Here is a 19,831-nt window from a genome sequence, read left to right as displayed (position 1 = left end):
TAGAACGTGTTTCACTTTCGCCTATGTCACGCACTTTGTCAGCGCCCGTCACGGTCGCCTTCGACTACACCAGGTCGACCGGTCCGGTGCTCGGCCGCTTCCTCACGGGGCTTCGTGACGGCGTGCTCGTCGCCGGCCGCACCTCCGCCGGCGAGGTCGTCGTACCGCCGCTCGAGTACGACCCGGTGACCCACCAGCAGACCACCGACTTTGTCGAGGTCGCGCCGGTCGGCACCGTCACGTCGTGGACGTGGGTGCCGGAGCCGGTGGCCGCGCAGCCGTTCGACCGGCCGTTCGCGTTCGCGCTGGTCACGCTCGACGGCGCGACGAAGCCGATGTTCCACGCGGTCGACGTCGCCTCCCCGTCCGAGATCAGTACCGGCATGCGGGTGCAGGTCCGGTGGGCCGACGAGCGGGTCGGCCACATCAACGACATCGCCTGCTTTGAGCCCGTCGCCGAGCTCGACGAAGTCGAGAGCGGCGCTGGCGGGCCAGGTCGAGCGCGACCGCAGCCGAGGGACGAGGCTGCGACGGAGCAGTCGAGACCAGAGCCGGTCACTGGAGTCATCACCCCCGTCTCGCTCGACTACGTGTACGCCGCCTCGCCCGAGGAGTCGACGTTCTACCGCGGCCTCGACGAGGGCCGGATCCTCGGCCAGCGCTGCCCGACGTGCGACAAGGTCTACGTGCCGCCACGCAGCGCCTGCCCCTCGGACGGGACGCCCACCGAGGGCGAGATCGAGCTCAGCGGGCTCGGCACCATCACGACGTTCTGCATCGTCAACGTGCCGTTCCTCGGCCAGAAGATCACGCCGCCCTACGTGTCGGCGTACGTGCTGCTCGACGGCGCCGACATCGCACTGCTCCACCTGATCCTCGGCGTCCCCGCCGACGAGGTCCGGATGGGCATGCGCGTCAAGGCGGTGTGGAAGCCCCGCGAGGAGTGGGCCTACTCGCTCGAGAACATCGACCACTTCGCGCCCACCGGCGACCCGGACGCGGACTACGACACCTACAAGCGCCACCTCTGAAGGGCCGATCATGAGAGACGTTGCCGTCGTCGGGTTCGCCCAGCGACAGATGCCGGACTTCGACGGGTCACCGACCTGCGTCGAGATGCTGGTGCCGATCCTTGCCGAGATCTACGAGCAGACCGGCTGGACCCGACGTGACGTCGGCTTCTGGTGCTCGGGCTCCTCCGACTACCTCGCGGGCCGGTCGTTCTCCTTCGTGCAGGCCGTCGACGCGATCGGGGTCACCCCGCCGGTCAACGAGTCGCACGTCGAGATGGACCTGGCGTGGGCGATGTACGAGGCCTGGATCAAGATCCAGACCGGCGAGGTCGACACGGCCGTGGTCTACGCCTTCGGCAAGAGCTCCGCGGGTGTCCTGCGCCGCACGCTGGCACTCCAGCTCGACCCCTACACGATGACGCCGCTGTGGCCCGACACCGTGTCGCTTGCCGGGCTCCAGGCCCGCGCCGGGATCGACGCCGGCCTCTGGGACGAGCGGGCGATGGCCGAGGTGGCGAACCGCTCCCTCACCGACGCGGAGAAGAACGACTACTCCATCCGCAAGGGCGGCTCTTCGGTCGAGGAGCTCCTGGCCCGGCCGATGTACGCCGACCCGTTGCGCAAGCACGACTGCTCGCCGGTCACCGACGGCGCGGCCGCGATCGTGCTCGCCGCCGGCGACAAGGCCTACGAGGTCCGGGACAAGCCGGCCTGGATCAGCGGGCTGTCCCACTTCGTCGACTCCCCGAGCATCGGCAACCGCGACCTGACCCGCTCCCCCAGCGCCGCCAACGCCGCCGCCAAGGTCGACCTGAACGGCGTCGAGGTGGCGGAGCTGCACGCGCCGTTCAGCCACCAGGAGCTGATCCTGCGCCGCGAGCTCGGCCTGGGCGACGACGTCCGCATCAACCCCTCGGGTGGTGCGCTGACGAGCAACCCGATGTTCTCCGGCGGCGGCATCCGCATCGGCGAGACCGCGCAGCGGATCTGGTCGGGCGAGGTCGCCAAGGGCGTCGCACACGCGACCTCCGGCGCCGCTCTGCAGCAGAACCTCCTGTGTGTCCTCGAGTCCAGCACCGGAAAGGACGCCTGATGGGCAAGCAGCCTGCAGCCGTTGTCGGCATCGGCCAGACCCACCACCGCGCCAAGCGCGAGGACCTGTCGATGGCGGGGCTCTGCCGCGAGGCGATCGACCGGGCGCTGCTCGACGCGAACATGACGCTCGACGACATCGACGCGATCGTCGTCGGCAAGGCCCCTGACCTGTTCGAGGGCGTGATGATGCCCGAGCTGTTCCTGGCCGAGTCGCTCGGCGCGGCCGGCAAGCCGCTGCTGCGCGTGCACACGGCCGGCTCGGTCGGCGGCTCCACCGCGATCGTCGCCGCGTCGCTCGTGCAGTCGGGCGTGCACAAGCGGGTGCTGACCGTGGCCTACGAGAAGCAGTCGGAGTCCAACGCGATGTGGGCGCTGTCGGTGCCGCTGCCGTTCAACATGCCGGTGCACGCCGGCGCCGGTGGCTACTTCGCCCCCCACGTGCGCTCCTACATCCGTCGCTCCGGCGCACCGACCCACGTCGGTGCGATCGTGGCCGCCAAGGACCGCAACAACGCGCTGAAGAACCCCTACGCCCACCTGCACAACGAGGGCACCACCGTCGAGTCGGTGCTCGCCTCGACGATGCTGTGGGACCCGATCCGCTACGACGAGACCTGCCCGTCCTCCGACGGTGCCTGCGCACTCGTGATCGTGGACGAGGACACCGCGGCCGCCTCCCCCAACCCGGCGTGGATCCACGGCCAGGCCATGCGCTCCGAGGCCACCTCCGCGGCCGAGCGCGACCAGGTCAACCCGCAGGCCTCGCGTGACGCCGCGGCGTACCTCTGGAAGCAGGCGGGGATCACCAACCCGTTCGAGGAGATCGACGCGGCCGAGATCTACGTGCCGTTCTCGTGGTTCGAGCCGATGTGGCTCGAGAGCCTCGGCTTCGCGGCCGAGGGCGACGGCTGGAAGCTCAGCGAGTCCGGCGAGACCGCGATGACCGGTCGGCTGCCGGTCAACTGCTCCGGCGGCGTGCTGTCGTCCAACCCGATCGGCGCGTCGGGGATGCTGCGCTTCGGCGAGGCCGCCCTCCAGGTACGCGGCGCGGCCGGCGAGCACCAGATCGACGGCGCACGCAAGGCGCTGGGGCACGCGTACGGCGGCGGGTCGCAGTTCTTCTCGATGTGGGTCGTCGGCGCGGACAAGCCCACCAGCTGACGCGTTCGCCCGCCGCGAACAGCCCGGACGCGGCGGGCGCCACGACCTACGCTCGGGCCATGGGTGAGCTGATCGACTTCCCGATGCCGTCGCCGACGCCGGCGCCGGCAGTGGAGCCGTTGTGGCGCGAGGCCGTGGGCCGGGAGCTGCGCGGGCAGCGCACCGACGACGGGCGCACGCTCGCCGACGTGGCGGGCGCGGCCGGGGTGTCGACCCAGTACCTCTCCGAGATCGAGCGTGGGCGCAAGGAGCCGAGCTCCGAGGTGCTGTCGGCCGTGGCCGGCGCCCTCGGGCTGCGGCTCGTCGACCTGACCGCCCGGGTGACCCGGCAGCTCGCCGCCCGCCCGACCGGCCCGGTGTGCCTCGCCGCCTGATCAGCGCTTTGAAGCGGCCTTGCGGCTGTCGAGGACCTCGTCCGCGAGCCCGTAGGCGACGGCCTCCGCAGCGGTGAGGATGAGATCGCGCTCGGTGTCCTCGCGCAGTCGCTCAATGCTCTGGCCGGTGTGGTGGGCGAGGACCTGCTCCATCTCGGAGCGGAGCCGGACGATCTCCTTCGCCTGGAGCGCGAGGTCCGGCAGCGTGCCCTGTCCCCCGCCGGACGGCTGGTGCAGGACCACCCGCGCGCGGGGCAGGACGGTACGCCGCCCCGGGGCGCCCGCGGCCAGGAGCACCGCCGCCGACGACGCGGCCTGGCCGACGCACGTCGTACCGACTGGGGAGCGGATGAACTGCATGGTGTCGTAGATCGCCAGCATGGCCGTGACCGAGCCGCCCGGCGAGTTGAGGTAGAGGTCGATCTGGGTGTCGGGCCGGTCGGACTCGAGGTGCAGCAGCTGGGCGATGACCACGTTGGCCACGCCGTCGTCGATCTCCGTGCCGACGTAGACGATGCGGTCGCTGAGCAGCCGGCTGTAGATGTCGACCGCCCGCTCGCCGCGCAGCGTCTTCTCGACGACGCTGGGGATCGTGTAGCTGCTCATCGCTGGATCCCGAAGCTGGCGGTCGGACGGGCCGGGGTGACGGCCTCGAGGTCACGGAGCACCTGGTCGACGAAGCCGTACTCGCGGGCCTGCTCCGCGGTGAACCACCGGTCGCGCAGGGCGTCCTGCTCGACCTTGGCCACCGGCTGGCCGGTGTGCTCGGCGATCAGGCCCATCATCACGTTCTTGGTGTGCTCGAGGTTCTCGGCCTGGATCTCGATGTCGATCGCGGTGCCGCCGATACCGGCCGACCCCTGGTGCATCAGCACCCGCGAGTGCGGCAGCGCGTAGCGCTTGCCCGGCGTACCGGCGGACAGCAGGAACTGGCCCATGCTCGCGGCCAGCCCGAGGGCCAGCGTGCTGACGTCGTTGGGGATCAGGCGCATCGTGTCGTAGATCGCCAGGCCCGCGGACACGGAGCCGCCCGGGGAGTTGATGTAGAGGCTGATGTCGCGGTGGGCGTCCTCGGCGGAGAGCAGGAGCAGCTCGGCGCACAGGCGGTTGGCGATCGCGTCGTCGACCTCCTGCCCGAGCACGATGATCCGTTGCTCGAGCAGGCGGCTGGTGAGCTGGTCGTCGTAGGAGCCGGTCAGGGTTGAGGTCATGCCGCCAGCCTGTCCGCCGTACGCCCGCAGACCCAGGGATTCTGCCCAGGGCGGTTCTGCCCAGAGCGGCAGGACTCCGTAGGCTCTCACCGTGATCGAGCTCCGCACCCCCACCCAGATCGAGCAGATGCGCCCCGCCGGGCGCTTCGTCGCCTCGGTGATCTCCGCGCTGTCCGCCAAGGCCGACGTGGGGGTCAACCTGCTCGAGCTCGACGCGCTCGCCCACGACATGATCCGCGCCCAGGGCGCCGAGTCCTGCTACATCGACTACCATCCGTCGTTCGGCGCGATGCCGTTCGGCAAGGTCCTGTGCACCTCGGTCAACGACGCGGTCCTGCACGGGCTGCCCCACGACTACACGATCCAGGACGGCGACCTGCTCTCCGTCGACTTCGCCGCGAGCGTCGACGGTTGGGTGTCCGACTCGGCGTTCTCCCAGGTCGTCGGCACCCCGCGCCAGGAGGACCTCGACCTCATCGAGACCACCGACCGCGCCCTGGCCGCCGGCATCGCGGCCGCGACCGTCGGCAACCGGATCGGCGACATCTCGGCGGCGATCGGCGACGTCGCTCGCGCCGCCGGTCTCGGGGTCAACCTGCAGTTCGGCGGCCACGGCGTCGGCCGCACGATGCACGGCGACCCCCACATCGCCAACGACGGCCGCGCCGGCCGCGGGCTCAAGCTGCGCCCCGGCCTGGTGATCGCGATCGAGCCGTGGTTCCTGCACACGACCGACGAGATCTACATCGACAAGGACGGCTGGACGATCAAGAGCCAGGACGGCTCCCGCGGCGCCCACATGGAGCACACGATCGCCATCACCGACGACGGTCCGCTCGTCCTCACGGCCCGCTCCTGACGCTGACCTGCCCGAAACTGACCGAGAAGCACGTGGTTGACCCGCCCGAAAGTTTCGGGCGGGTCAACGTGTAGGTGGGTCAGGCGTACTTGACCTGGAGGTCCTTGAGGCCGTTGATCCACGAGTGTCGCAGCCGGGACGGCTCGGCCAGCTTGGTGATGTCGGGCGCGTGGTCGGCCAGCGCGTCGAAGATCACCCGGATCTCCTGGCGCGCGAGGTTGGCGCCGAGACAGTAGTGCGCGCCATGCCCGCCGAAGCCGACCTGGACGTTGTTGTCCCGCGTGATGTCGAACTTGAACGGGTCCTCGAAGACGGTCTCGTCGAAGTTCGCCGAGGCGTAGAAGAGCGCGGCGCGCTTGCCCTTCTCGATCGTCACGCCGTCGATCTCCATGTCCTTCAGGGCGGTGCGCTGGAAGACGGTCACCGGCGTCGCCCACCGGACGACCTCGTCGACCATCGTCGCGGGGCGGTCGCGCTTCCAGATCTCCCACTGGTCGGGGTTGTCGAGGAACGCGTTCATGCCGTGCGAGATGGCGTTGCGGGTGGTCTCGTTGCCGGCGACAGCCAGCAGGATGACGAAGTAGCCGAACTCGTCGTCGCTGAGCCCGCGCTCGCCCTTGTGAGCGTTGATCAGCTTGGTGATGAGGTCGTCGCGCGGGTTGGCCTGGCGGTCGGCGGCCAGCATCATCGCGTAGCCGAGGATCTCGGCCGCGGCGACGTCCTGGTTGCCCGCGTAGTCGGGGTCCTCACCGGCGAGCATCTGGTTGGACCAGTCGAAGAGCTTGTGCCGGTCCTCCTGCGGTACGCCGATCAGGTCGGCGATCGCCTGGAGCGGCAGCTCGGCGGCGATCTCCTCGACGAAGTTGCCCGTGCCGCGCGCGACCGCTGCCTTCACGATGCTCTCGCCGCGCGCGATCATCGTCTCCTCGAGCTCGTTGATCGAGCGCGGCGTGAAGCCGCGGGAGATGATCGCCCGGGTCGCCGTGTGCTCCGGCGGGTCCTGGTTGATCAGGATCACCCGCTGGAGCTCGATCTGGTCACGTTCCATCGCCGACGGGAAGCGGATGATCGCGCCGTTCTCGGCGGTCGACCAGTTCTTGCTGTCCTTGGAGATCGCGCAGACGTCCGCGTGCCGGGTGATCGCGAAGTAGCCGCTCCCGGACTCCGGGGCGAAGCCGCTGGTGCTCACCTCGTCCTGCTCGATCCACGCCACGGGTGCGCTCTGGCGGGCCAGCCGGAACTCGTCGTGCGGCACCGCCTTGTGGTTCACGTCCGGGTCGGTGAAGTCGAATCCCTCGGGCAGGACGGTCGTTGCCGTTGCGCTCACAGTGCTTTTCCCTCTCGATCTGCAACACGTTCTAGTCGCAGACTACATACTCTCGGTATAACAAGAAAGGGTTTCGTGCTCGTTTCGTCACACATTCGACACATCCCTTGTCCTTGAACGAGAACGTGTTCTAGTTTTCTCCCATGGGTACCCCTGTGATCGTCGACGCCGTCCGCACCCCCCTCGGCAAGCGCAACGGCTGGCTGGCCGGGCTCCACCCCGCCGTCCTGATCGGCCAGACGATGAGCGAGGTGCTGACGAGGTCCGGCGTGGACCCCGAGCTGGTCGAGCAGGTCGTGGCGGGCTGCGTCACCCAGGCGGGCGAGCAGTCCAACGGCATGGTCCGGCGCGCGTGGCTGCACGCGGGACTCCCCCAGCACACCGGCGGCACGATGGTCGACGCCCAGTGCGGATCGGGGCAGCAGGCGGCGCACATGATCCACGACATGATCGCCGCCGGAACGATCGAGGTCGGGATCGCCGCCGGCGTCGAGGCGATGTCACGGATCCCGCTGGGCGCCAACGTGCCCGCCGGCACGGGTGACCCACGACCGGCCGACTGGACGATCGACATGCCCAACCAGTTCGAGGCCGCGGACCGGATCGCCCACAACCGCGGCATCACCCGCGCCGACCTCGACGCCTTCGGCCTCGCCTCGCAGCAGAAGGCCCGCATCGCCACCGACGAGGGGCGCTTCAAGCGCGAGATCGCGCCGATCACCGCGCCGGTCCTCGACGGCGAGGGCCAGCCCGGCGAGACCCGCGTGGTCGACACCGACCAAGGGTTGCGCGAGACCACGCTCGAAGGCCTGGCCGGGCTTCGCTCGGTCCTGCCGGACGGTCTGCACACCGCCGGTACGTCGTCGCAGATCTCCGACGGCGCCTCCGCCGTACTCATCATGGACGAGGACAAGGCCCGCTCGTTGGGGCTCACGCCGCGGGCCCGGATCCTCAACCACTGCCTGGTCGGCTCCGACCCCTACTACCACCTCGACGGCCCGATCGACGCGACCCAGCGGATCCTCGACCGCACGGGCATGGCGATCTCCGACTTCGACCTGTTCGAGGTCAACGAGGCGTTCGCCTCCGTCGTCCTGTCGTGGGCCGGGCAGCACGGCGTCGACATGGACAAGGTCAACGTCAACGGCGGCGCGATCGCCATCGGCCACCCCGTCGGCTCCACCGGCACGCGACTGATCACCACCGCCCTGCACGAGCTCGAGCGCCGCGACGCCACCACGGCCCTCATCTCCATGTGCGCCGGCGGCGCGATGGCCACCGGAACGGTCATCGAGCGGATCTGAGCGGCTGGAGTCTGAGCAGTTTCGCCGGTCGACCGGCGAAACTGCCGCGCCGCTCAGGCGCCGTACACAGGCTCCGGGGCAGGAGCGGCAGCGAGCAGGTCGCGCAGGGCGGGGCCGACGTCGACGGCGTCCCAGCGTCTGCCGAGGTCGTGGGCGGGGCCGTGGGACCACCCGTTCTCGACGGTGACCTTGCCGCCGTCGATCTCGATCACCCGGCCGGTGACGTCGGCGGCGTCGACCGAGGCGAGCCAGGCGACGATCGGGGAGTTGTCCTCGGGCAGAGCCATGGCGGAGGTGTCGAAGGCGCCCTCGGTCATCCGGGTGCGGGCGACGGGCGCGATCGCGTTGACGGTCACGCCGTACCGCCCCATCTCCTGGGCGGCGACCAGGGTGAGGCCGGCGATGCCCGCCTTCGCGGCGGAGTACGTCGCCTGGCCGACCGAGCCCTGGAGCCCGGCGCCGGAGGAGGTGTTGATGACCCGGGCGGCGCGCTGGCGGCCCTCCTTCGACTCGGCACGCCAGTAGGCGCCGGCGTGCCGGAGCGGGGCGAAGTGACCCTTGAGGTGGACCCGGATGACGGCGTCCCACTCCTCCTCGGACGTGTTGACCAGCATCCGGTCGCGCACGAAGCCGGCGTTGTTGACCAGGATGTCGAGCCCGCCGAAGGCATCGATCGCCTGGCGCACCATCGCCTCGGCGTCGGCGAAGTCCGCGACGTCGGCGCCGTTGACCACGGCCCGGCCGCCCGCGGCCTCGATCTCGGCGACGACGGCCTCGGCCGGCGACTCCCCGGTGCCCTCGCCTGCGAGCGAGACCCCGAAGTCGTTGACGACCACGGCGGCACCGTGACGCGCCAGCTCGAGGGCGTGCGCCCGGCCGATGCCCCGGCCCGCGCCGGTGACGATCGCGACGCGACCTTGAAGAAGCTTGCTCATTCCAATCCACTCTCTTCTGGCGACTTCTGGACCAACAGGAAGGCGGGTGTCTCTCCCCCGCCGTGACACGCGACGATCGCGCCGGACACGTACGACGCCAGGCCACTGGCCAGGAACGCCGCGACGTTGCCGACCTCCTCCGGCCGGGCCATCCGGCCGATCGGGATGGTGCGCTCGATGGCCGCGACCGACGCGTCGTCGCCGTAGTGGTCGTCGGTCTGCTCAGTGCGGCACAGCCCGACGTCGATCGAGTTCACCCTGACCCTGGGCGCCCACTCCATCGCGAGCGACGTGGTGAGCGAGTCGAGTCCGGCCTTCGCGGCCCCGTAGGCCGCGATGGTCGGTGCCGGACGGCTGGCCGAGATCGAGGAGATGTTGACGATCACGCCGCCGGTCTCCTGCTCCTGCATGACCGCGTTGGCGGCCTGGGCGCACAGCAGCGGCGCCAGCAGGTTGAGCCCGACGATCTTGTCGTGGAAGCGCGGCGACGCCGTAGCGGCGTCGGCAGCGGGCGCGCCCCCGGCGTTGTTGACGAGCACGTCCAGGCTGCCGTGAGCGGCGACCACGCCAGCCACCAGCGCCTGCACGGCGTCGGGATCGCGCACGTCGCACACGTGGTGCGTCGTACCGGCGACCGGCGTCACGTCCGAGCGCGAGCAGGTGACCACCGTGGCGCCTGCGTCGAGCAGGGCCCGGGTGATCCCGAGGCCGATGCCGCGGGTGCCCCCCGTGACGAGGGCGACCCGCCCGGAGAGGTCCAGCGACAGCGTCATGCTGGTAGGCTACCAAGCAAGCGTTAGGTTTGTCAGAGAGGCACCCATGGCCATCACCTCCGAGCTCCGTGACGACGGCATCCGCGTCGTCACGATGAGCCATCCGCCCGTCAACGCCCTCACCGTGCAGGGCTGGTTCGACGTGGCCGCCGCGTTCGACGAGGCCAGCTCGGACATGGCGACCCACGTGGTCGTCCTGCGCGCCGAGGGACGTGGCTTCAACGCCGGCGTCGACATCAAGGAGATGCAGCACACCTCCGGCTTCGACGCGCTGATCGGCGCCAACAAGGGCTGCTTCGCGGCGTTCAAGGCCGTCTACGAGTGCGCCGTACCGGTGATCGCCGCGGTCAACGGCTTCTGCCTCGGGGGCGGCGTCGGCCTGGTCGGCAACGCCGACTGCGTCATCGCCAGCGACGACGCCTACTTCGGCGTGCCCGAGGTCAACCAGGGCGCCCTCGGCGCCGCGACCCACATGGCCCGCCTGGTGCCGCAGCACCTGATGCGCACCCTCTACTTCACCGCGCGGACCATCACCGCAGCCGAGCTCGTGCAGCACGGCTCGGTCCTCGAGGTCGTGCCGCGCGACCAGCTGGACGACGCCGCGCTCAAGGTCGCCGCCGAGATCGCCGCCAAGGACACCCGGGTCATCCGGGCGGCCAAGGAGGCCCTCAACGGGATCGACCCGATCGACGTCAACAAGAGCTACCGCTTCGAGCAGGGCTTCACGATGGAGCTCAACCTCGCCGGAGTGGCCGACGAGCTGCGTGACGGTTTCGCCGGCACGGACAAGGCAGGCAAGAAGTGACCAAGGCACCCCGCGACAAGCGGATGACCATCGACGAGGTCGTCGCCGAGCTGAAAGACGGTATGACGATCGGGATCGGCGGCTGGGGACCTCGGCGCAAGCCGATGGCCCTGGTCCGCGCGATCCTGCGTTCCGACCTCAAGGACCTCACCATCGTGAGCTGGGGCGGCGCCGACGTCGGCCTGCTGCTGCGCGCCGGCAAGGTCCGCAAGCTGGTCTACGCGTTCGTGTCGCTCGACTCGGTCCCCCTCGAGCCCAACTTCCAGCGCGCCCGCCAGTCGGCCCCAGGATCCGGGCAGAGCATCCCCGAGGTGGTCGAGCTCGACGAGGGCATGTTCCAGACCGGCCTCCGCGCTGCCGCCCAGCGGCTGCCGTTCCTGCCGATGCGCGCCGGACTCGGCTCCGACGTGCTGGTCAACAACCCGCAGATCAAGACCGTCACCAGCCCGTACGACGCCCCCGACGGCACTGCGGAGGAGCTGGTCGCCGTACCCGCCCTGCACCTCGACGTGGCCCTGGTCCACCTCAACCGTGCCGACAAGCACGGCAACGCGACGTACCTCGGTCCCGACCCCTACTTCGACGACCTCTTCTGCATGGCCGCCGACCGCGCCTACGTCAGCGTCGAGCAGGTCGTCGACACCGCCGGTCTCACCGTCGACACCCCCGTCCAGCGGCTGCTGCTCAGCCGGATGATGGTCGCCGGGGTCGTCGAGACCCCCAACGGAGCGCACTTCACGACCTGCACGCCCGACTACGAGCGCGACGAGAAGTTCCAGAAGGCGTACGCCGCCGCGGCCGGCGGGTCCGACGACGACTGGGCGGCGTTCGAGGAACGCTTCCTCTCCGGCGACGAGGCCGCCTACCAGGCCGCCATCCAGGCCTTCACCGAGGAGCAGGCATGAGCGACATCACCCGCGCAGACGTCTGCGCCGCCGCGATCGCCGACGCGTTCAAGGACGACGGCGAGATCTTCGCCAGCCCGATGGGCATGCTGCCGATGCTGGGCGTCCGCCTGGCGCGGCTCACGTCCAACCCGGACCTGGTGATCTCCGACGGCGAGTCGCTCTTCCTCGCCGGCACTCCCCCGTTGTTCGCCAAGGCCGACGTGGTCGAGGGCTGGATCCCGTTCCGCAAGGTCTTCGACGTCGTCGCCTACGGCAAGCGCCACGTGATGATGGGCGCCACCCAGGTCGACCGGCACGGCAACCAGAACATCTCGGCGATCGGCGACTTCGCGCAGCCCAAGCGGCAGCTCCTCGGTTCGCGCGGCGCCCCGGGCAACACGGTCAACAACCGCACGTCCTACTGGGTCCCCAAGCACTCCCCCCGCGTCTTCGTCGAGCGGGTCGACATCGTCTCCGGCGTCGGTCCCGCGCTCGCCAGGGCCGCCGGCCCCGCCGCTGCCCGGTTCAACGACATCCACCGGATCGTCAGCAACCTCGCGGTGTTCGACGTCAAGGGCGACGACGACACCGTGCGCCTCCTGAGCGTGCACCCCGGCGTCACCGTCGACGAGGTACGCGAGGCCACCGGGTTCGAGCTCTCCCTGGTCAGCGGAGCCGGCGACGACGTACCCGAGACCCGGCTCCCCACGCCCGAGGAGCTGATCTTGATCCGTGAGGTGCTCGACCCCAGGTCGCTGCGCCACCGTGAGGTGCCGGTCGCATGATCGAGCAGCTGCTCAGGACGCCGTTCACCGAGCTGACCGGCGTCCGGCACCCGGTCGTCCAGACGGGCATGGGCTGGGTCTCCGGGCCACGCCTGGTCAGCGGTACGGCGAACGCGGGAGGCCTGGGCATCCTGGCCAGCGCCACCATGTCGTACGACGAGCTGGAGCGGGCGATCCTCGAGGTCAAGAGCCGCACCGACCAGCCGTTCGGCGTCAACCTGCGCGCTGACGCCGGCGACGCGGGCGACCGTTGCGACCTGCTGATCAAGCACGGCGTCAAGGTCGCGTCGTTCGCGCTCGCGCCCAAGCAGGAGCTGATCGCCAAGCTCAAGGACCACGGCCTGGTCGTGATGCCCTCGGTCGGTGCCGCACGGCACGCCGAGAAGGTCGCAGCCTGGGGCGCCGACGCGGTGATGATCCAGGGCGGCGAGGGCGGTGGCCACACCGGTTCGGTGCCCACGACGCTGCTGCTCCCCACTGTGCTCGACGCCGTCGACATCCCGGTCGTCGCGGCCGGTGGTTTCTTCGACGGCCGCGGCCTCGCCGCCGCGCTGTCCTACGGCGCCGCCGGGGTCGGCATGGGCACCCGCTTCCTGCTCACCCAGGACAGCGCCGTGCCCCAGGCGGTCAAGGACCTCTACCTCAGCCACGACCTCAACGGGACCGTGGTCACCGCGAAGGTCGACGGCATGCCCCACCGGATGCTGCGCACCGACCTCGTCGCCGAGCTCGAGGAGACCAGCGCGGTCAAGCGCCTCGGCCCCACGCTCAAGCGCACGCTGGAGTTCAAGAAGTCGAGCGGGATGTCGTGGGTCGAGCTGGCCAAGGACGGACGCGCGATGAAGAAGACCCAGGGCCGCACGCTGGCCCAGATGACGCTGGCCGCGAACACCCCGGTGATGCTCAAGGCCGGCCTGGTCGAGGGCGACACCGCTGCCGGCGTACTCGCCTCGGGCCAGGTGGTCGGCGTCATCGACGACCTGCCCACCTGCGAGGAGCTGATCGACCGGATCGTGCTGCGGGCCGTCGAGGAGCTGCGCCGCGGGTCGTCCTACCTCGTCTAGCCGCCCGGCACGTAGCCCTGGTCCGGAGCCCACTCGCCGGTCTCCTGCAACCGTGACCAGATGTCGTACTCCGGCGCGAAGAAGTCGACCAGCGCGGCCCGGGTGCCGTCGGTGAGCTCGGGCTCGCGGCGCTCGGTGGAGACGTTGGCGGTGCCGATCTTGACGGTGCCGTCCATCTTGTCGGTGAACCACGCCTGCCAGGTGTCGGGCCAGTCGAGCGCGAAGATCCGGTCGACGCCGATGTCCAGGTCGTTGCTCAGCGCCACGAAGCGCGCCGGGCGCCCGACCTTCCCGGTGATCTCCTGGTCGCCCGCGACGTAGCGCTCGGCGAAGTGCTCGAAGGTCATCTCGCCGGTGTACTTGTCGGGGTTCTCCGTGACCACGGCCGGGCGCGACCGGTAGCGCCACCACGACTCCAGCCACTCGACGGGCTCGCGGAAAAGCGACACGACCTCGTAGTCCTGGCGCCGATAGCCCGCGTTGCGCAGGATCGGCACCATCCGGGTGTGGAACTGACGGCAGTTCATGTGCTTGAGACGGGGGTGCCCGCGCAGCACCACCTCCGCCTTGCCGCTGAGTGCGTTGACGATGGACGTCGACGCGCACTTGGGCATCGACAGCACCACGAACCCGTGGCTCGGCAGCGCGATCATGACCCCAACCTAACGGCCGCACGCGCAGGAGTAGTTTCGAGGTATGACGCAGGACCAGCCCGTACGCCGCCAGCGGCACCTGATGGACCCCGACAACCCGCGGCCCGCCACGCGCCGCGAGGACGTCGAGCGCCTCGAGCGGGTGCAGAAGTGGGTGCTCTCGGTCCTGATCGTGACCACGATCCTGCACCTGTCGGCCGGGCTGGGCATCGCGGCCCAGTACGTCGACGACGACGCGGTCACGGCAGGCGTGGGCCTGAGCGTGCTGGCGGGTGCCTTCGGCGTCATCGCGGTCGCCTCCGGGCTGGCGATCCACCGCAAGCCGATCGCGTCGCCCTGGCTGCTCCTCGGCGTGATCCCCGGCGTGGTGTCGGTCCTGCTCTTCCTGCGCTGAGCCGAGTGGCCACCTCGAGTTCACCCACGGGTCCCTAGCCGACGCGCACCGGCGTCGTTGAATGGGGCATGTGCGACCACCACGAGCACCCGCCTGCGCCTCATCAACCGGCTCCTGAGGTCGTGAGCCGTCGGGCCGTGACCACCGCCGGCCCGGGGCTGCTGATGGCGGGGAGCCTGCTCCCCCACAGCGCGGCGATCGCCGACACCGGGACCGAGCCCGCGGCCGGGGCGAGCCGCAGGTCGCGGATCTCGCGCGGCACCCACCTGGTCCACGCCGACCTGCACAACCACACCCTGCTGTCCGACGGTGACGGCGACCCCGCGCTCGCGTTCGCCTCCATGCGCAGCGCCGGGCTGGACGTCGCCGCGCTCACCGACCACGCAACCCTCTCCGACAACGTGCTCGGCGAGGTGCTGGCCGGGCTGCTCCCCCCCGAGTACAAGCAGCTCGCCGGGCTCACCCAGGCCGACTGGTCGCGCACCCGCCGGCTCGCGGACAAGGCCGACGACCCCGGCCGCTTCACCGCGCTGCGCGGCTTCGAGTGGTCCGAGCCGCTGCTGGGCCACGTCAACGTCTGGTTCACCGAGCACTACGTCGACGTGCTCCAGGCCGGCGTGATGCAGCCGCTCCTGGACTGGCTGCGCCGCGAGCCCGGCCTGGTCCTCGATGGCGGCGCCGGGGGCCTCGCCGGCTTCAACCACCCGGGCCGCGAGCCCGGGCGCTTCGAGGAGTTCCACTACGACAAGCGGGTGCGCGACCGCGTCGTCTCCATCGAGATGTTCAACCGCCGCGACGACTTCCTCTTCGAGGGGTACGCCGACGGGAAGCCCTCGCCGCTGGTCACCTGCCTCAACTCCGGCTGGCGTACCGGCATCACCGGCGTCACCGACGAGCACGGCGTCGACTGGGGGCATCCCGAGGGCAAGGGCCGCACGGGGCTGTGGGTCGACGAGCACAGCCGCCAGGGCGTCAAGCGCGCCATGCGGGCGCGGCGCTTCTTCGCCACTCGCACCTCGGGGCTGCGCGTCGACGCCACCGCGACCCCGGCGGGCGGGCGCGCGGTCCGGATGGGCGGCGTGCTGCCGCTGCGCCGCGGGGTCGTCAAGATCCGTCTCGACCTCGCCCGCGACGCCTCCTGGGTCGGCCGCAAGCTCCACGCCCAGGTGCTGCGGCCCGGCACCGACGTGCCCACCGTCATGGACGTCGTACCCTTCCGCGTCGGTCCGGTCGCCGAGCTGCGCGTCCCCGTCAACGTCGCCGACGGCGACTGGATGCTGGTGCGGATCGCCGACCCGACCGAGGCCAACGAGACGCCCGGTCCGGCCGGCCATCCCGGCAACAAGCTCGGTATCGCCTACACGAGCCCCTGGTGGCTGGAGCCTGCTCGCTGAGAGGCTCGGCTAGAGCCGCTCGATGATCGTGACGTTGGCCTGGCCGCCGCCCTCACACATGGTCTGCAGGCCGTAGCGGCCGCCGGTGCGCTCGAGCTCGTTGAGCAGGGTGGTCATCAGGCGGGTGCCGGTGGCGCCGATCGGGTGACCGAGGGCGATGCCGCCGCCGTTGACGTTGACCTTGTCGTGCGGGGCGCCGGTCTCCTTCATCCAGGCGAGTACGACGGACGCGAACGCCTCGTTGCACTCGAACAGGTCGATGTCCTCGATCGCCAGGCCGGTCCTCTTCAGCGCGTGGGCGGTGGCTCTGATCGGGCCGGTCAGCATCCAGATCGGGTCGTCGCCACGCACCGAGAGGTGGTGGACGCGGGCCCGCGGGGTGAGGTTGTGCTCGGCGACCGCGGCCTCGGAGGCGATCAGCATCGCGGTCGAGGCATCGCAGATCTGCGAGGCGACCGCGGCGGTGATCCGGCCGCCGGGGGCCAGCGGCTCCAGGCCGGCCATCTTCTCCAGCGACGTCTCACGGGGGCACTGGTCGGTGTCGAAGCTCTGCCCGTCAGGGAGGGCTACCGGCTCGATCTCGCGCTCGAAGCGCCCCTCGGCGATCGCGGTGCGCGCCCTGGTGTGGGAGGCCAGCGCGAACTCCTCCATCTCCTCGCGGGAGATGTCCCACTTCTCGGCGATCATCTCGGCGGAGTTGAACTGCGAGACGTCGGCGTCGCCGTAGCGCGCCGCCCAGCCCGGCGACTCCGCGAACGGCGTGGTGAAGCCGTACTGCTGGCCGACGAGCATCGCGGCCGAGATCGGGATGGCACTCATGTTCTGGACGCCGCCGGCCACGACGAGGTCCTGGGTGCCGGACATGACGCCCTGCGCCGCGAAGTGCACCGCCTGCTGCGATGAGCCGCACTGGCGGTCGATGGTCACGCCGGGCACGTGGTCGGGCAGACCCGCCACCAGCCACGCCGACCGCGCGATGTCCCCGGCCTGCGAGCCGATCGTGTCGCAGCACCCGAGGATCACGTCGTCGACGGCGCCCGGGTCGACGCCGGTACGCCGCATCAGGGCGCTCAGCGTGTGGGCGGCGAGGTCGGCGGAGTGCATGGCCGCGAGAGCCCCGCCGCGCTTGCCGACCGGCGTACGGACGGCGTCGATGATGAAGGCCTCAGGCATGGGCGATCCCGTCTAGGAGGATGGTGAGGTACTGGTCGGCGACGTGCGAGTGGGTCAGTGACCCGCCGGGGCGGTACCACCGGACGGCCACCCACACCGTGTCGCGGATGAAGCGGTAGGTGAGCTCGATGTCGAGGTCGGAGCGGAGCACGCCGGAGCGGACGCCGTCGTCGAGCAGCGTGATCCAGACCGCGCGGGACTGGGCGTTGCGCTCGGCGAGGTAGGCGAACCGGTCGAAGCCGCCCAGGTAGTCGGCCTCGTTCTGGAAGATCGCGACCTCGTGACGGTGCCGGTCGATCGCCTCGAACGACACCCGCACCGCGCGCTCGAGCTTGGCGCGCGCGTCGTCCGTGCTGGTGAGGATCTCGTCGTAGGAGCCGAAGAGCTCCTCCTGGAAGCTCGACAGGATCTCGTCGACCATCGACTCCTTGGAGTCGAAGTGGTGGTAGAGGCTGCCCGACTGGATCCCGCTCGCGTCGGCGATGTCGCGCACCGTCGTGTTCTTGAACCCCTTCTCCGCGAAGAGCCCGGCCGCGATCCGCAGCAGCTCCGCGCGCCGGCTGTTCGTGGGCTCGTCCTGGGTGGCAGCCATCACGCCTGCTGACTGCTGACGGCGACCACTTCGCCGGTCATGTACGACGCGTAGTCGCTGGCGAGCATCACCATCACGTTGGCGACCTCCCACGGCTCCGCGGCCCGCCCGAACGCCTCGCGCTGCTTGAGCTCGTGCAGCAGCTCGTCGGAGGTGACCTTGGCCAGGAACGGGTGCATCGCCAGGCTTGGCGAGACGGCGTTGACGCGGATGCCGTGCGGCGCCAGGTCGAGCGCGGCGCAGCGGGTCAGGGCCATGACGCCCGCCTTGGCGGCGGCGTAGTGGGCCTGTCCCTCCTGCGCGCGCCAGCCGATCACCGAGGCGTTGTTGATGATCACGCCCTTCTTGCCCGACGCCACGAAGCGCTGCCCGGCGGCGCGCACGCACCGGAACGTGCCGGTCAGCGTGATGTCGAGGACCTTGAGCCACTGCTCGTCGGTCATCTCCAGCACGCTGGCGGTGCCGCCGAGGCCGGCGTTGTTGATCATGATGTCGACCCCACCGAGCTCGTCGGCGACGTCGAGAAGCGCCGCGACCTGGGTCTCGTCGGTGACGTCGCAGACCAGCTGTCGCACGCGCTCGGCGCCGAACTCCTCGGCCAGCGCGGTCTCCGCCTCGGCCAGCCGTCGCGCGTGCGTATCGCTGAACACGACCGCCTTGGCACCCTCCTCGAGCACCCGGCGTACGACGGCCGCACCGATGCCTGCCCCCGCGGCGGCGGTCACGACGACGACCTTGCCCGCGAGCAGGTTGTGACCTGGCACGTAGTCGGGGACGGGCTGCTCCGGGCGAGTCGCGGTCATCCGCGGGCCTCCTTGGGAAGGCCGAGCACACGCTCGGCGAGGATGTTCTTCTGGACCTCGTCGCTGCCGCCGTAGATCGTGTCGGCGCGGGAGAAGAGGAAGAGTCGCTGCCACTCGTCGAGGTCGTACGGCGTGCCTGACGCGCGGGCCAGCAGGCCGGCCGGGCCGCGGACCTGCATGGCCACCTCGCCCAGGCGTCGGTGCCAGTTGGCCCAGACGAGCTTGAAGATCGAGCCCGCTCCCCCGCCGGCGGCCGAGTCGGCGCCGCTCTCGACGTCGGACAGGCCGTGCAGGGCGAAGGACCGGGTGACCTCGAGCTCGACCGCGAGCGCCGCCAGCCGGTCCCGCAGGACCGGGTCCTCGAAGGCGCCGGTCTCCTTGGCGAGCGACACGACGGCGGCGAGCTCGCGGGAGAAGTCGACGGTCTGCGCGAGCGTGGAGACACCCCGCTCGAAACCGAGCAGCCCCATCGCCACGCCCCAGCCTTTGCCGGGCTCGCCGACGACCAGGTCGGCGTCGGTCCTCGCGCCGGTGAAGAAGACCTCGTTGAACTCCGACCCACCGGTGAGCTGCTCGATCGGCCGGATCTCCACGCCCTCCTGGTCGAGCGGCACCAGCAGGAACGACAGGCCGTGGTGGCGCTTGGAGCCGGGCTCGGTGCGCGCGACCACGAAGACCCACTGCGACTGGTGGGCGTTTGAGGTCCACACCTTCTGGCCGTCGATCACCCACTGCTGTCCGGCCCCAGACCCATCGGGGGTCTCCTCGAGCCGGGCCTTGGTCTGCACGTTGGCCAGGTCGGAGCCCGCGCCGGGCTCGGAGTAGCCCTGCGCCCACAGCTCCTCGACCGCGACGATGCCGGGCAGGAACCGCTTCTGCTGCTCCGCGCTGCCGAACGCGATCAGGGTCGGGCCGAGCAGCTCCTCGCCGAGGTGGTTGACCCGGGCCGGGGCGTTGGCCCGGACGTACTCCTCGTGGAAGATCACTTGCTGCCACAGGCTCAGCCCGCGCCCGCCGTGCTCGGTGGGCCAGCCCACGCAGGTCCAGCCGTGGGCGGCCAGGTGCCGGTTCCAGGCGAGCCGCTCCTCGAACATCTCGTGGTCGCGGCCGGCGCCGCCCATGCCGCGCAGCTCGGCCCACTCGCCGGTCAGGTTCTCCTCGAGCCAGGCCCGGATCTCTGCCCGGAACGCCTGGTCCTCCTCGGAGTAGCTCAGGTCCACAAGTGGTAG

22 protein-coding genes are annotated in these 19,831 nt (G+C 70.6%); 12 read left to right on the top strand and 10 right to left on the bottom strand.

Annotated elements, in window-relative coordinates; all coding sequences use genetic code 11:
• The first annotated feature begins 23 nt into the window (after window positions 1–23).
• The 4 genes from BLR90_RS03470 to BLR90_RS03455 are packed head-to-tail and all read left to right on the top strand — an operon-like array spanning window position 24 to window position 3,643.
• On the top strand, window positions 24–1,031 hold the full coding sequence (locus BLR90_RS03470) for a Zn-ribbon domain-containing OB-fold protein (RefSeq protein ID WP_091022557.1): 1,008 nt from the start codon (window positions 24–26) through the stop codon (window positions 1,029–1,031).
• A gap of 10 nt (window positions 1,032–1,041) precedes the next feature.
• Window positions 1,042–2,106: a thiolase domain-containing protein gene (locus BLR90_RS03465; RefSeq protein WP_091022555.1), complete on the top strand. Its 1,065-nt coding sequence runs from the start codon at window positions 1,042–1,044 to the stop codon at window positions 2,104–2,106.
• Window positions 2,106–3,269 carry a thiolase domain-containing protein gene (locus BLR90_RS03460; protein WP_091022553.1) on the top strand — a complete coding sequence of 388 codons (1,164 nt, stop codon included), beginning with the start codon at window positions 2,106–2,108 and terminating at the stop codon, window positions 3,267–3,269. The genes BLR90_RS03465 and BLR90_RS03460 overlap by 1 nt, the downstream gene beginning before the upstream one ends.
• A 59-nt stretch (window positions 3,270–3,328) precedes the next feature.
• Window positions 3,329–3,643 (top strand): helix-turn-helix domain-containing protein, encoded by a 315-nt coding sequence (locus tag BLR90_RS03455; protein ID WP_091022551.1) that lies wholly within the window; start codon window positions 3,329–3,331, stop codon window positions 3,641–3,643.
• Here the strand turns inward: BLR90_RS03455 and BLR90_RS03450 are convergent, their stop codons facing one another.
• The gene (locus BLR90_RS03450) at window positions 3,644–4,249 is read right to left on the bottom strand and encodes a ClpP family protease (RefSeq protein ID WP_091022549.1); all 606 of its coding nucleotides are present in this window, start codon (window positions 4,247–4,249) and stop codon (window positions 3,644–3,646) included. It abuts the gene before it with no gap.
• The gene (locus tag BLR90_RS03445) at window positions 4,246–4,854 is read right to left on the bottom strand and encodes a ClpP family protease (RefSeq protein ID WP_091022547.1); all 609 of its coding nucleotides are present in this window, start codon (window positions 4,852–4,854) and stop codon (window positions 4,246–4,248) included. The genes BLR90_RS03450 and BLR90_RS03445 overlap by 4 nt, the downstream gene beginning before the upstream one ends.
• Before the next feature lie 91 nt (window positions 4,855–4,945).
• Between BLR90_RS03445 and map the strand changes: the two genes are divergently transcribed.
• Window positions 4,946–5,713, top strand: coding sequence for a type I methionyl aminopeptidase (gene map / locus BLR90_RS03440; protein WP_091022545.1), 768 nt, complete (start codon window positions 4,946–4,948; stop codon window positions 5,711–5,713).
• A gap of 79 nt (window positions 5,714–5,792) precedes the next feature.
• On the opposite strand, the gene BLR90_RS03435 is transcribed toward map, so the two are convergent.
• Window positions 5,793–7,040 (bottom strand): cytochrome P450, encoded by a 1,248-nt coding sequence (locus tag BLR90_RS03435; protein ID WP_091022543.1) that lies wholly within the window; start codon window positions 7,038–7,040, stop codon window positions 5,793–5,795.
• Between the two features lie 143 nt (window positions 7,041–7,183).
• Between BLR90_RS03435 and BLR90_RS03430 the strand changes: the two genes are divergently transcribed.
• Entirely contained in the window at window positions 7,184–8,344 is a 1,161-nt protein-coding gene (locus BLR90_RS03430) for a steroid 3-ketoacyl-CoA thiolase (protein ID WP_091022541.1), read from the top strand.
• Between the two features lie 53 nt (window positions 8,345–8,397).
• On the opposite strand, the gene BLR90_RS03425 is transcribed toward BLR90_RS03430, so the two are convergent.
• Together BLR90_RS03425 and BLR90_RS03420 are read right to left on the bottom strand one after the other, a co-directional pair.
• Window positions 8,398–9,279, bottom strand: a complete 882-nt coding sequence (locus BLR90_RS03425; protein ID WP_091022539.1) for an SDR family oxidoreductase — start codon at window positions 9,277–9,279, stop codon at window positions 8,398–8,400.
• Window positions 9,276–10,052, bottom strand: coding sequence for an SDR family oxidoreductase (locus BLR90_RS03420; protein ID WP_091022537.1), 777 nt, complete (start codon window positions 10,050–10,052; stop codon window positions 9,276–9,278). Before BLR90_RS03420 ends, BLR90_RS03425 begins: the two co-directional genes overlap by 4 nt.
• Window positions 10,053–10,098: 46 nt before the next feature.
• On the opposite strand from BLR90_RS03420, the gene BLR90_RS03415 reads away from it, so the two are divergent.
• Genes BLR90_RS03415 through BLR90_RS03400 form a run of 4 tightly spaced genes read left to right on the top strand, consistent with a single transcriptional unit; the run spans window position 10,099 to window position 13,593 of the window.
• A complete protein-coding gene (locus BLR90_RS03415; RefSeq protein ID WP_091022535.1) occupies window positions 10,099–10,857 on the top strand; it encodes an enoyl-CoA hydratase family protein in 759 nt (252 codons plus the stop codon).
• On the top strand, window positions 10,854–11,762 hold the full coding sequence (locus tag BLR90_RS03410) for a CoA transferase subunit A (protein WP_218029295.1): 909 nt from the start codon (window positions 10,854–10,856) through the stop codon (window positions 11,760–11,762). Before BLR90_RS03415 ends, BLR90_RS03410 begins: the two co-directional genes overlap by 4 nt.
• Window positions 11,759–12,529, top strand: a complete 771-nt coding sequence (locus BLR90_RS03405; protein WP_091022533.1) for a CoA-transferase subunit beta — start codon at window positions 11,759–11,761, stop codon at window positions 12,527–12,529. The genes BLR90_RS03410 and BLR90_RS03405 overlap by 4 nt, the downstream gene beginning before the upstream one ends.
• Complete coding sequence (locus BLR90_RS03400; RefSeq protein ID WP_174812348.1) at window positions 12,526–13,593, top strand: NAD(P)H-dependent flavin oxidoreductase; 1,068 nt, start codon at window positions 12,526–12,528, stop codon at window positions 13,591–13,593. The genes BLR90_RS03405 and BLR90_RS03400 overlap by 4 nt, the downstream gene beginning before the upstream one ends.
• Here BLR90_RS03400 and BLR90_RS03395 read toward each other — a convergent pair.
• On the bottom strand, window positions 13,590–14,246 hold the full coding sequence (locus BLR90_RS03395; RefSeq protein ID WP_091022531.1) for a sulfotransferase family protein: 657 nt from the start codon (window positions 14,244–14,246) through the stop codon (window positions 13,590–13,592). The two genes, BLR90_RS03400 and BLR90_RS03395, sit on opposite strands and share 4 nt — an antisense overlap.
• Before the next feature lie 43 nt (window positions 14,247–14,289).
• Between BLR90_RS03395 and BLR90_RS03390 the strand changes: the two genes are divergently transcribed.
• Complete coding sequence (locus BLR90_RS03390; RefSeq protein ID WP_091022529.1) at window positions 14,290–14,640, top strand: hypothetical protein; 351 nt, start codon at window positions 14,290–14,292, stop codon at window positions 14,638–14,640.
• Window positions 14,641–14,777: 137 nt separating this feature from the next.
• Window positions 14,778–16,034 (top strand): CehA/McbA family metallohydrolase, encoded by a 1,257-nt coding sequence (locus tag BLR90_RS03385; protein ID WP_245715130.1) that lies wholly within the window; start codon window positions 14,778–14,780, stop codon window positions 16,032–16,034.
• A 9-nt stretch (window positions 16,035–16,043) separates the two neighbouring features.
• Here the strand turns inward: BLR90_RS03385 and BLR90_RS03380 are convergent, their stop codons facing one another.
• From BLR90_RS03380 to BLR90_RS03365, 4 genes are read right to left on the bottom strand one after another with little or no spacing between them, the layout of a single operon-like run.
• Window positions 16,044–17,207 (bottom strand): acetyl-CoA C-acetyltransferase, encoded by a 1,164-nt coding sequence (locus tag BLR90_RS03380; RefSeq protein WP_091022526.1) that lies wholly within the window; start codon window positions 17,205–17,207, stop codon window positions 16,044–16,046.
• A complete protein-coding gene (locus tag BLR90_RS03375) occupies window positions 17,200–17,799 on the bottom strand; it encodes a TetR/AcrR family transcriptional regulator (protein ID WP_091023225.1) in 600 nt (199 codons plus the stop codon). The genes BLR90_RS03380 and BLR90_RS03375 overlap by 8 nt, the downstream gene beginning before the upstream one ends.
• The gene (locus BLR90_RS03370; RefSeq protein WP_091022524.1) at window positions 17,799–18,602 is read right to left on the bottom strand and encodes an SDR family oxidoreductase; all 804 of its coding nucleotides are present in this window, start codon (window positions 18,600–18,602) and stop codon (window positions 17,799–17,801) included. The genes BLR90_RS03375 and BLR90_RS03370 overlap by 1 nt, the downstream gene beginning before the upstream one ends.
• On the bottom strand, window positions 18,599–19,822 hold the full coding sequence (locus BLR90_RS03365) for an acyl-CoA dehydrogenase family protein (RefSeq protein ID WP_091022522.1): 1,224 nt from the start codon (window positions 19,820–19,822) through the stop codon (window positions 18,599–18,601). The genes BLR90_RS03370 and BLR90_RS03365 overlap by 4 nt, the downstream gene beginning before the upstream one ends.
• Between the last annotated feature and the right edge of the window lie 9 nt (window positions 19,823–19,831).

Source organism: Nocardioides szechwanensis (assembly GCF_900103935.1).
GTDB classification, from domain to species: Bacteria; Actinomycetota; Actinomycetes; order Propionibacteriales; family Nocardioidaceae; genus Nocardioides; species Nocardioides szechwanensis.
Note: the sequence above shows the minus strand (reverse complement) of the source record. Positions and strands in the feature narration are given on the sequence as shown.

Bases quoted from the DNA above. Each gene is read 5' to 3' on its own strand.
- BLR90_RS03415 (WP_091022535.1), top strand. From the start codon at position 10,099: ATGGCCATCACCTCCGAGCTCCGTGACGACGGCATCCGCGTCGTCACG.
- BLR90_RS03380 (WP_091022526.1), bottom strand. From the start codon at position 17,207: ATGCCTGAGGCCTTCATCATCGACGCCGTCCGTACGCCGGTCGGCAAG.
- BLR90_RS03390 (WP_091022529.1), top strand. From the start codon at position 14,290: ATGACGCAGGACCAGCCCGTACGCCGCCAGCGGCACCTGATGGACCCC.
- BLR90_RS03375 (WP_091023225.1), bottom strand. From the start codon at position 17,799: ATGGCTGCCACCCAGGACGAGCCCACGAACAGCCGGCGCGCGGAGCTG.
- BLR90_RS03470 (WP_091022557.1), top strand. From the start codon at position 24: ATGTCACGCACTTTGTCAGCGCCCGTCACGGTCGCCTTCGACTACACC.
- BLR90_RS03450 (WP_091022549.1), bottom strand. From the start codon at position 4,249: ATGAGCAGCTACACGATCCCCAGCGTCGTCGAGAAGACGCTGCGCGGC.
- BLR90_RS03405 (WP_091022533.1), top strand. From the start codon at position 11,759: ATGAGCGACATCACCCGCGCAGACGTCTGCGCCGCCGCGATCGCCGAC.
- BLR90_RS03395 (WP_091022531.1), bottom strand. From the start codon at position 14,246: ATGATCGCGCTGCCGAGCCACGGGTTCGTGGTGCTGTCGATGCCCAAG.
- BLR90_RS03465 (WP_091022555.1), top strand. From the start codon at position 1,042: ATGAGAGACGTTGCCGTCGTCGGGTTCGCCCAGCGACAGATGCCGGAC.
- BLR90_RS03460 (WP_091022553.1), top strand. From the start codon at position 2,106: ATGGGCAAGCAGCCTGCAGCCGTTGTCGGCATCGGCCAGACCCACCAC.
- BLR90_RS03370 (WP_091022524.1), bottom strand. From the start codon at position 18,602: ATGACCGCGACTCGCCCGGAGCAGCCCGTCCCCGACTACGTGCCAGGT.
- BLR90_RS03420 (WP_091022537.1), bottom strand. From the start codon at position 10,052: ATGACGCTGTCGCTGGACCTCTCCGGGCGGGTCGCCCTCGTCACGGGG.
- BLR90_RS03455 (WP_091022551.1), top strand. From the start codon at position 3,329: ATGGGTGAGCTGATCGACTTCCCGATGCCGTCGCCGACGCCGGCGCCG.
- BLR90_RS03445 (WP_091022547.1), bottom strand. From the start codon at position 4,854: ATGACCTCAACCCTGACCGGCTCCTACGACGACCAGCTCACCAGCCGC.
- BLR90_RS03430 (WP_091022541.1), top strand. From the start codon at position 7,184: ATGGGTACCCCTGTGATCGTCGACGCCGTCCGCACCCCCCTCGGCAAG.
- BLR90_RS03425 (WP_091022539.1), bottom strand. From the start codon at position 9,279: ATGAGCAAGCTTCTTCAAGGTCGCGTCGCGATCGTCACCGGCGCGGGC.
- BLR90_RS03400 (WP_174812348.1), top strand. From the start codon at position 12,526: ATGATCGAGCAGCTGCTCAGGACGCCGTTCACCGAGCTGACCGGCGTC.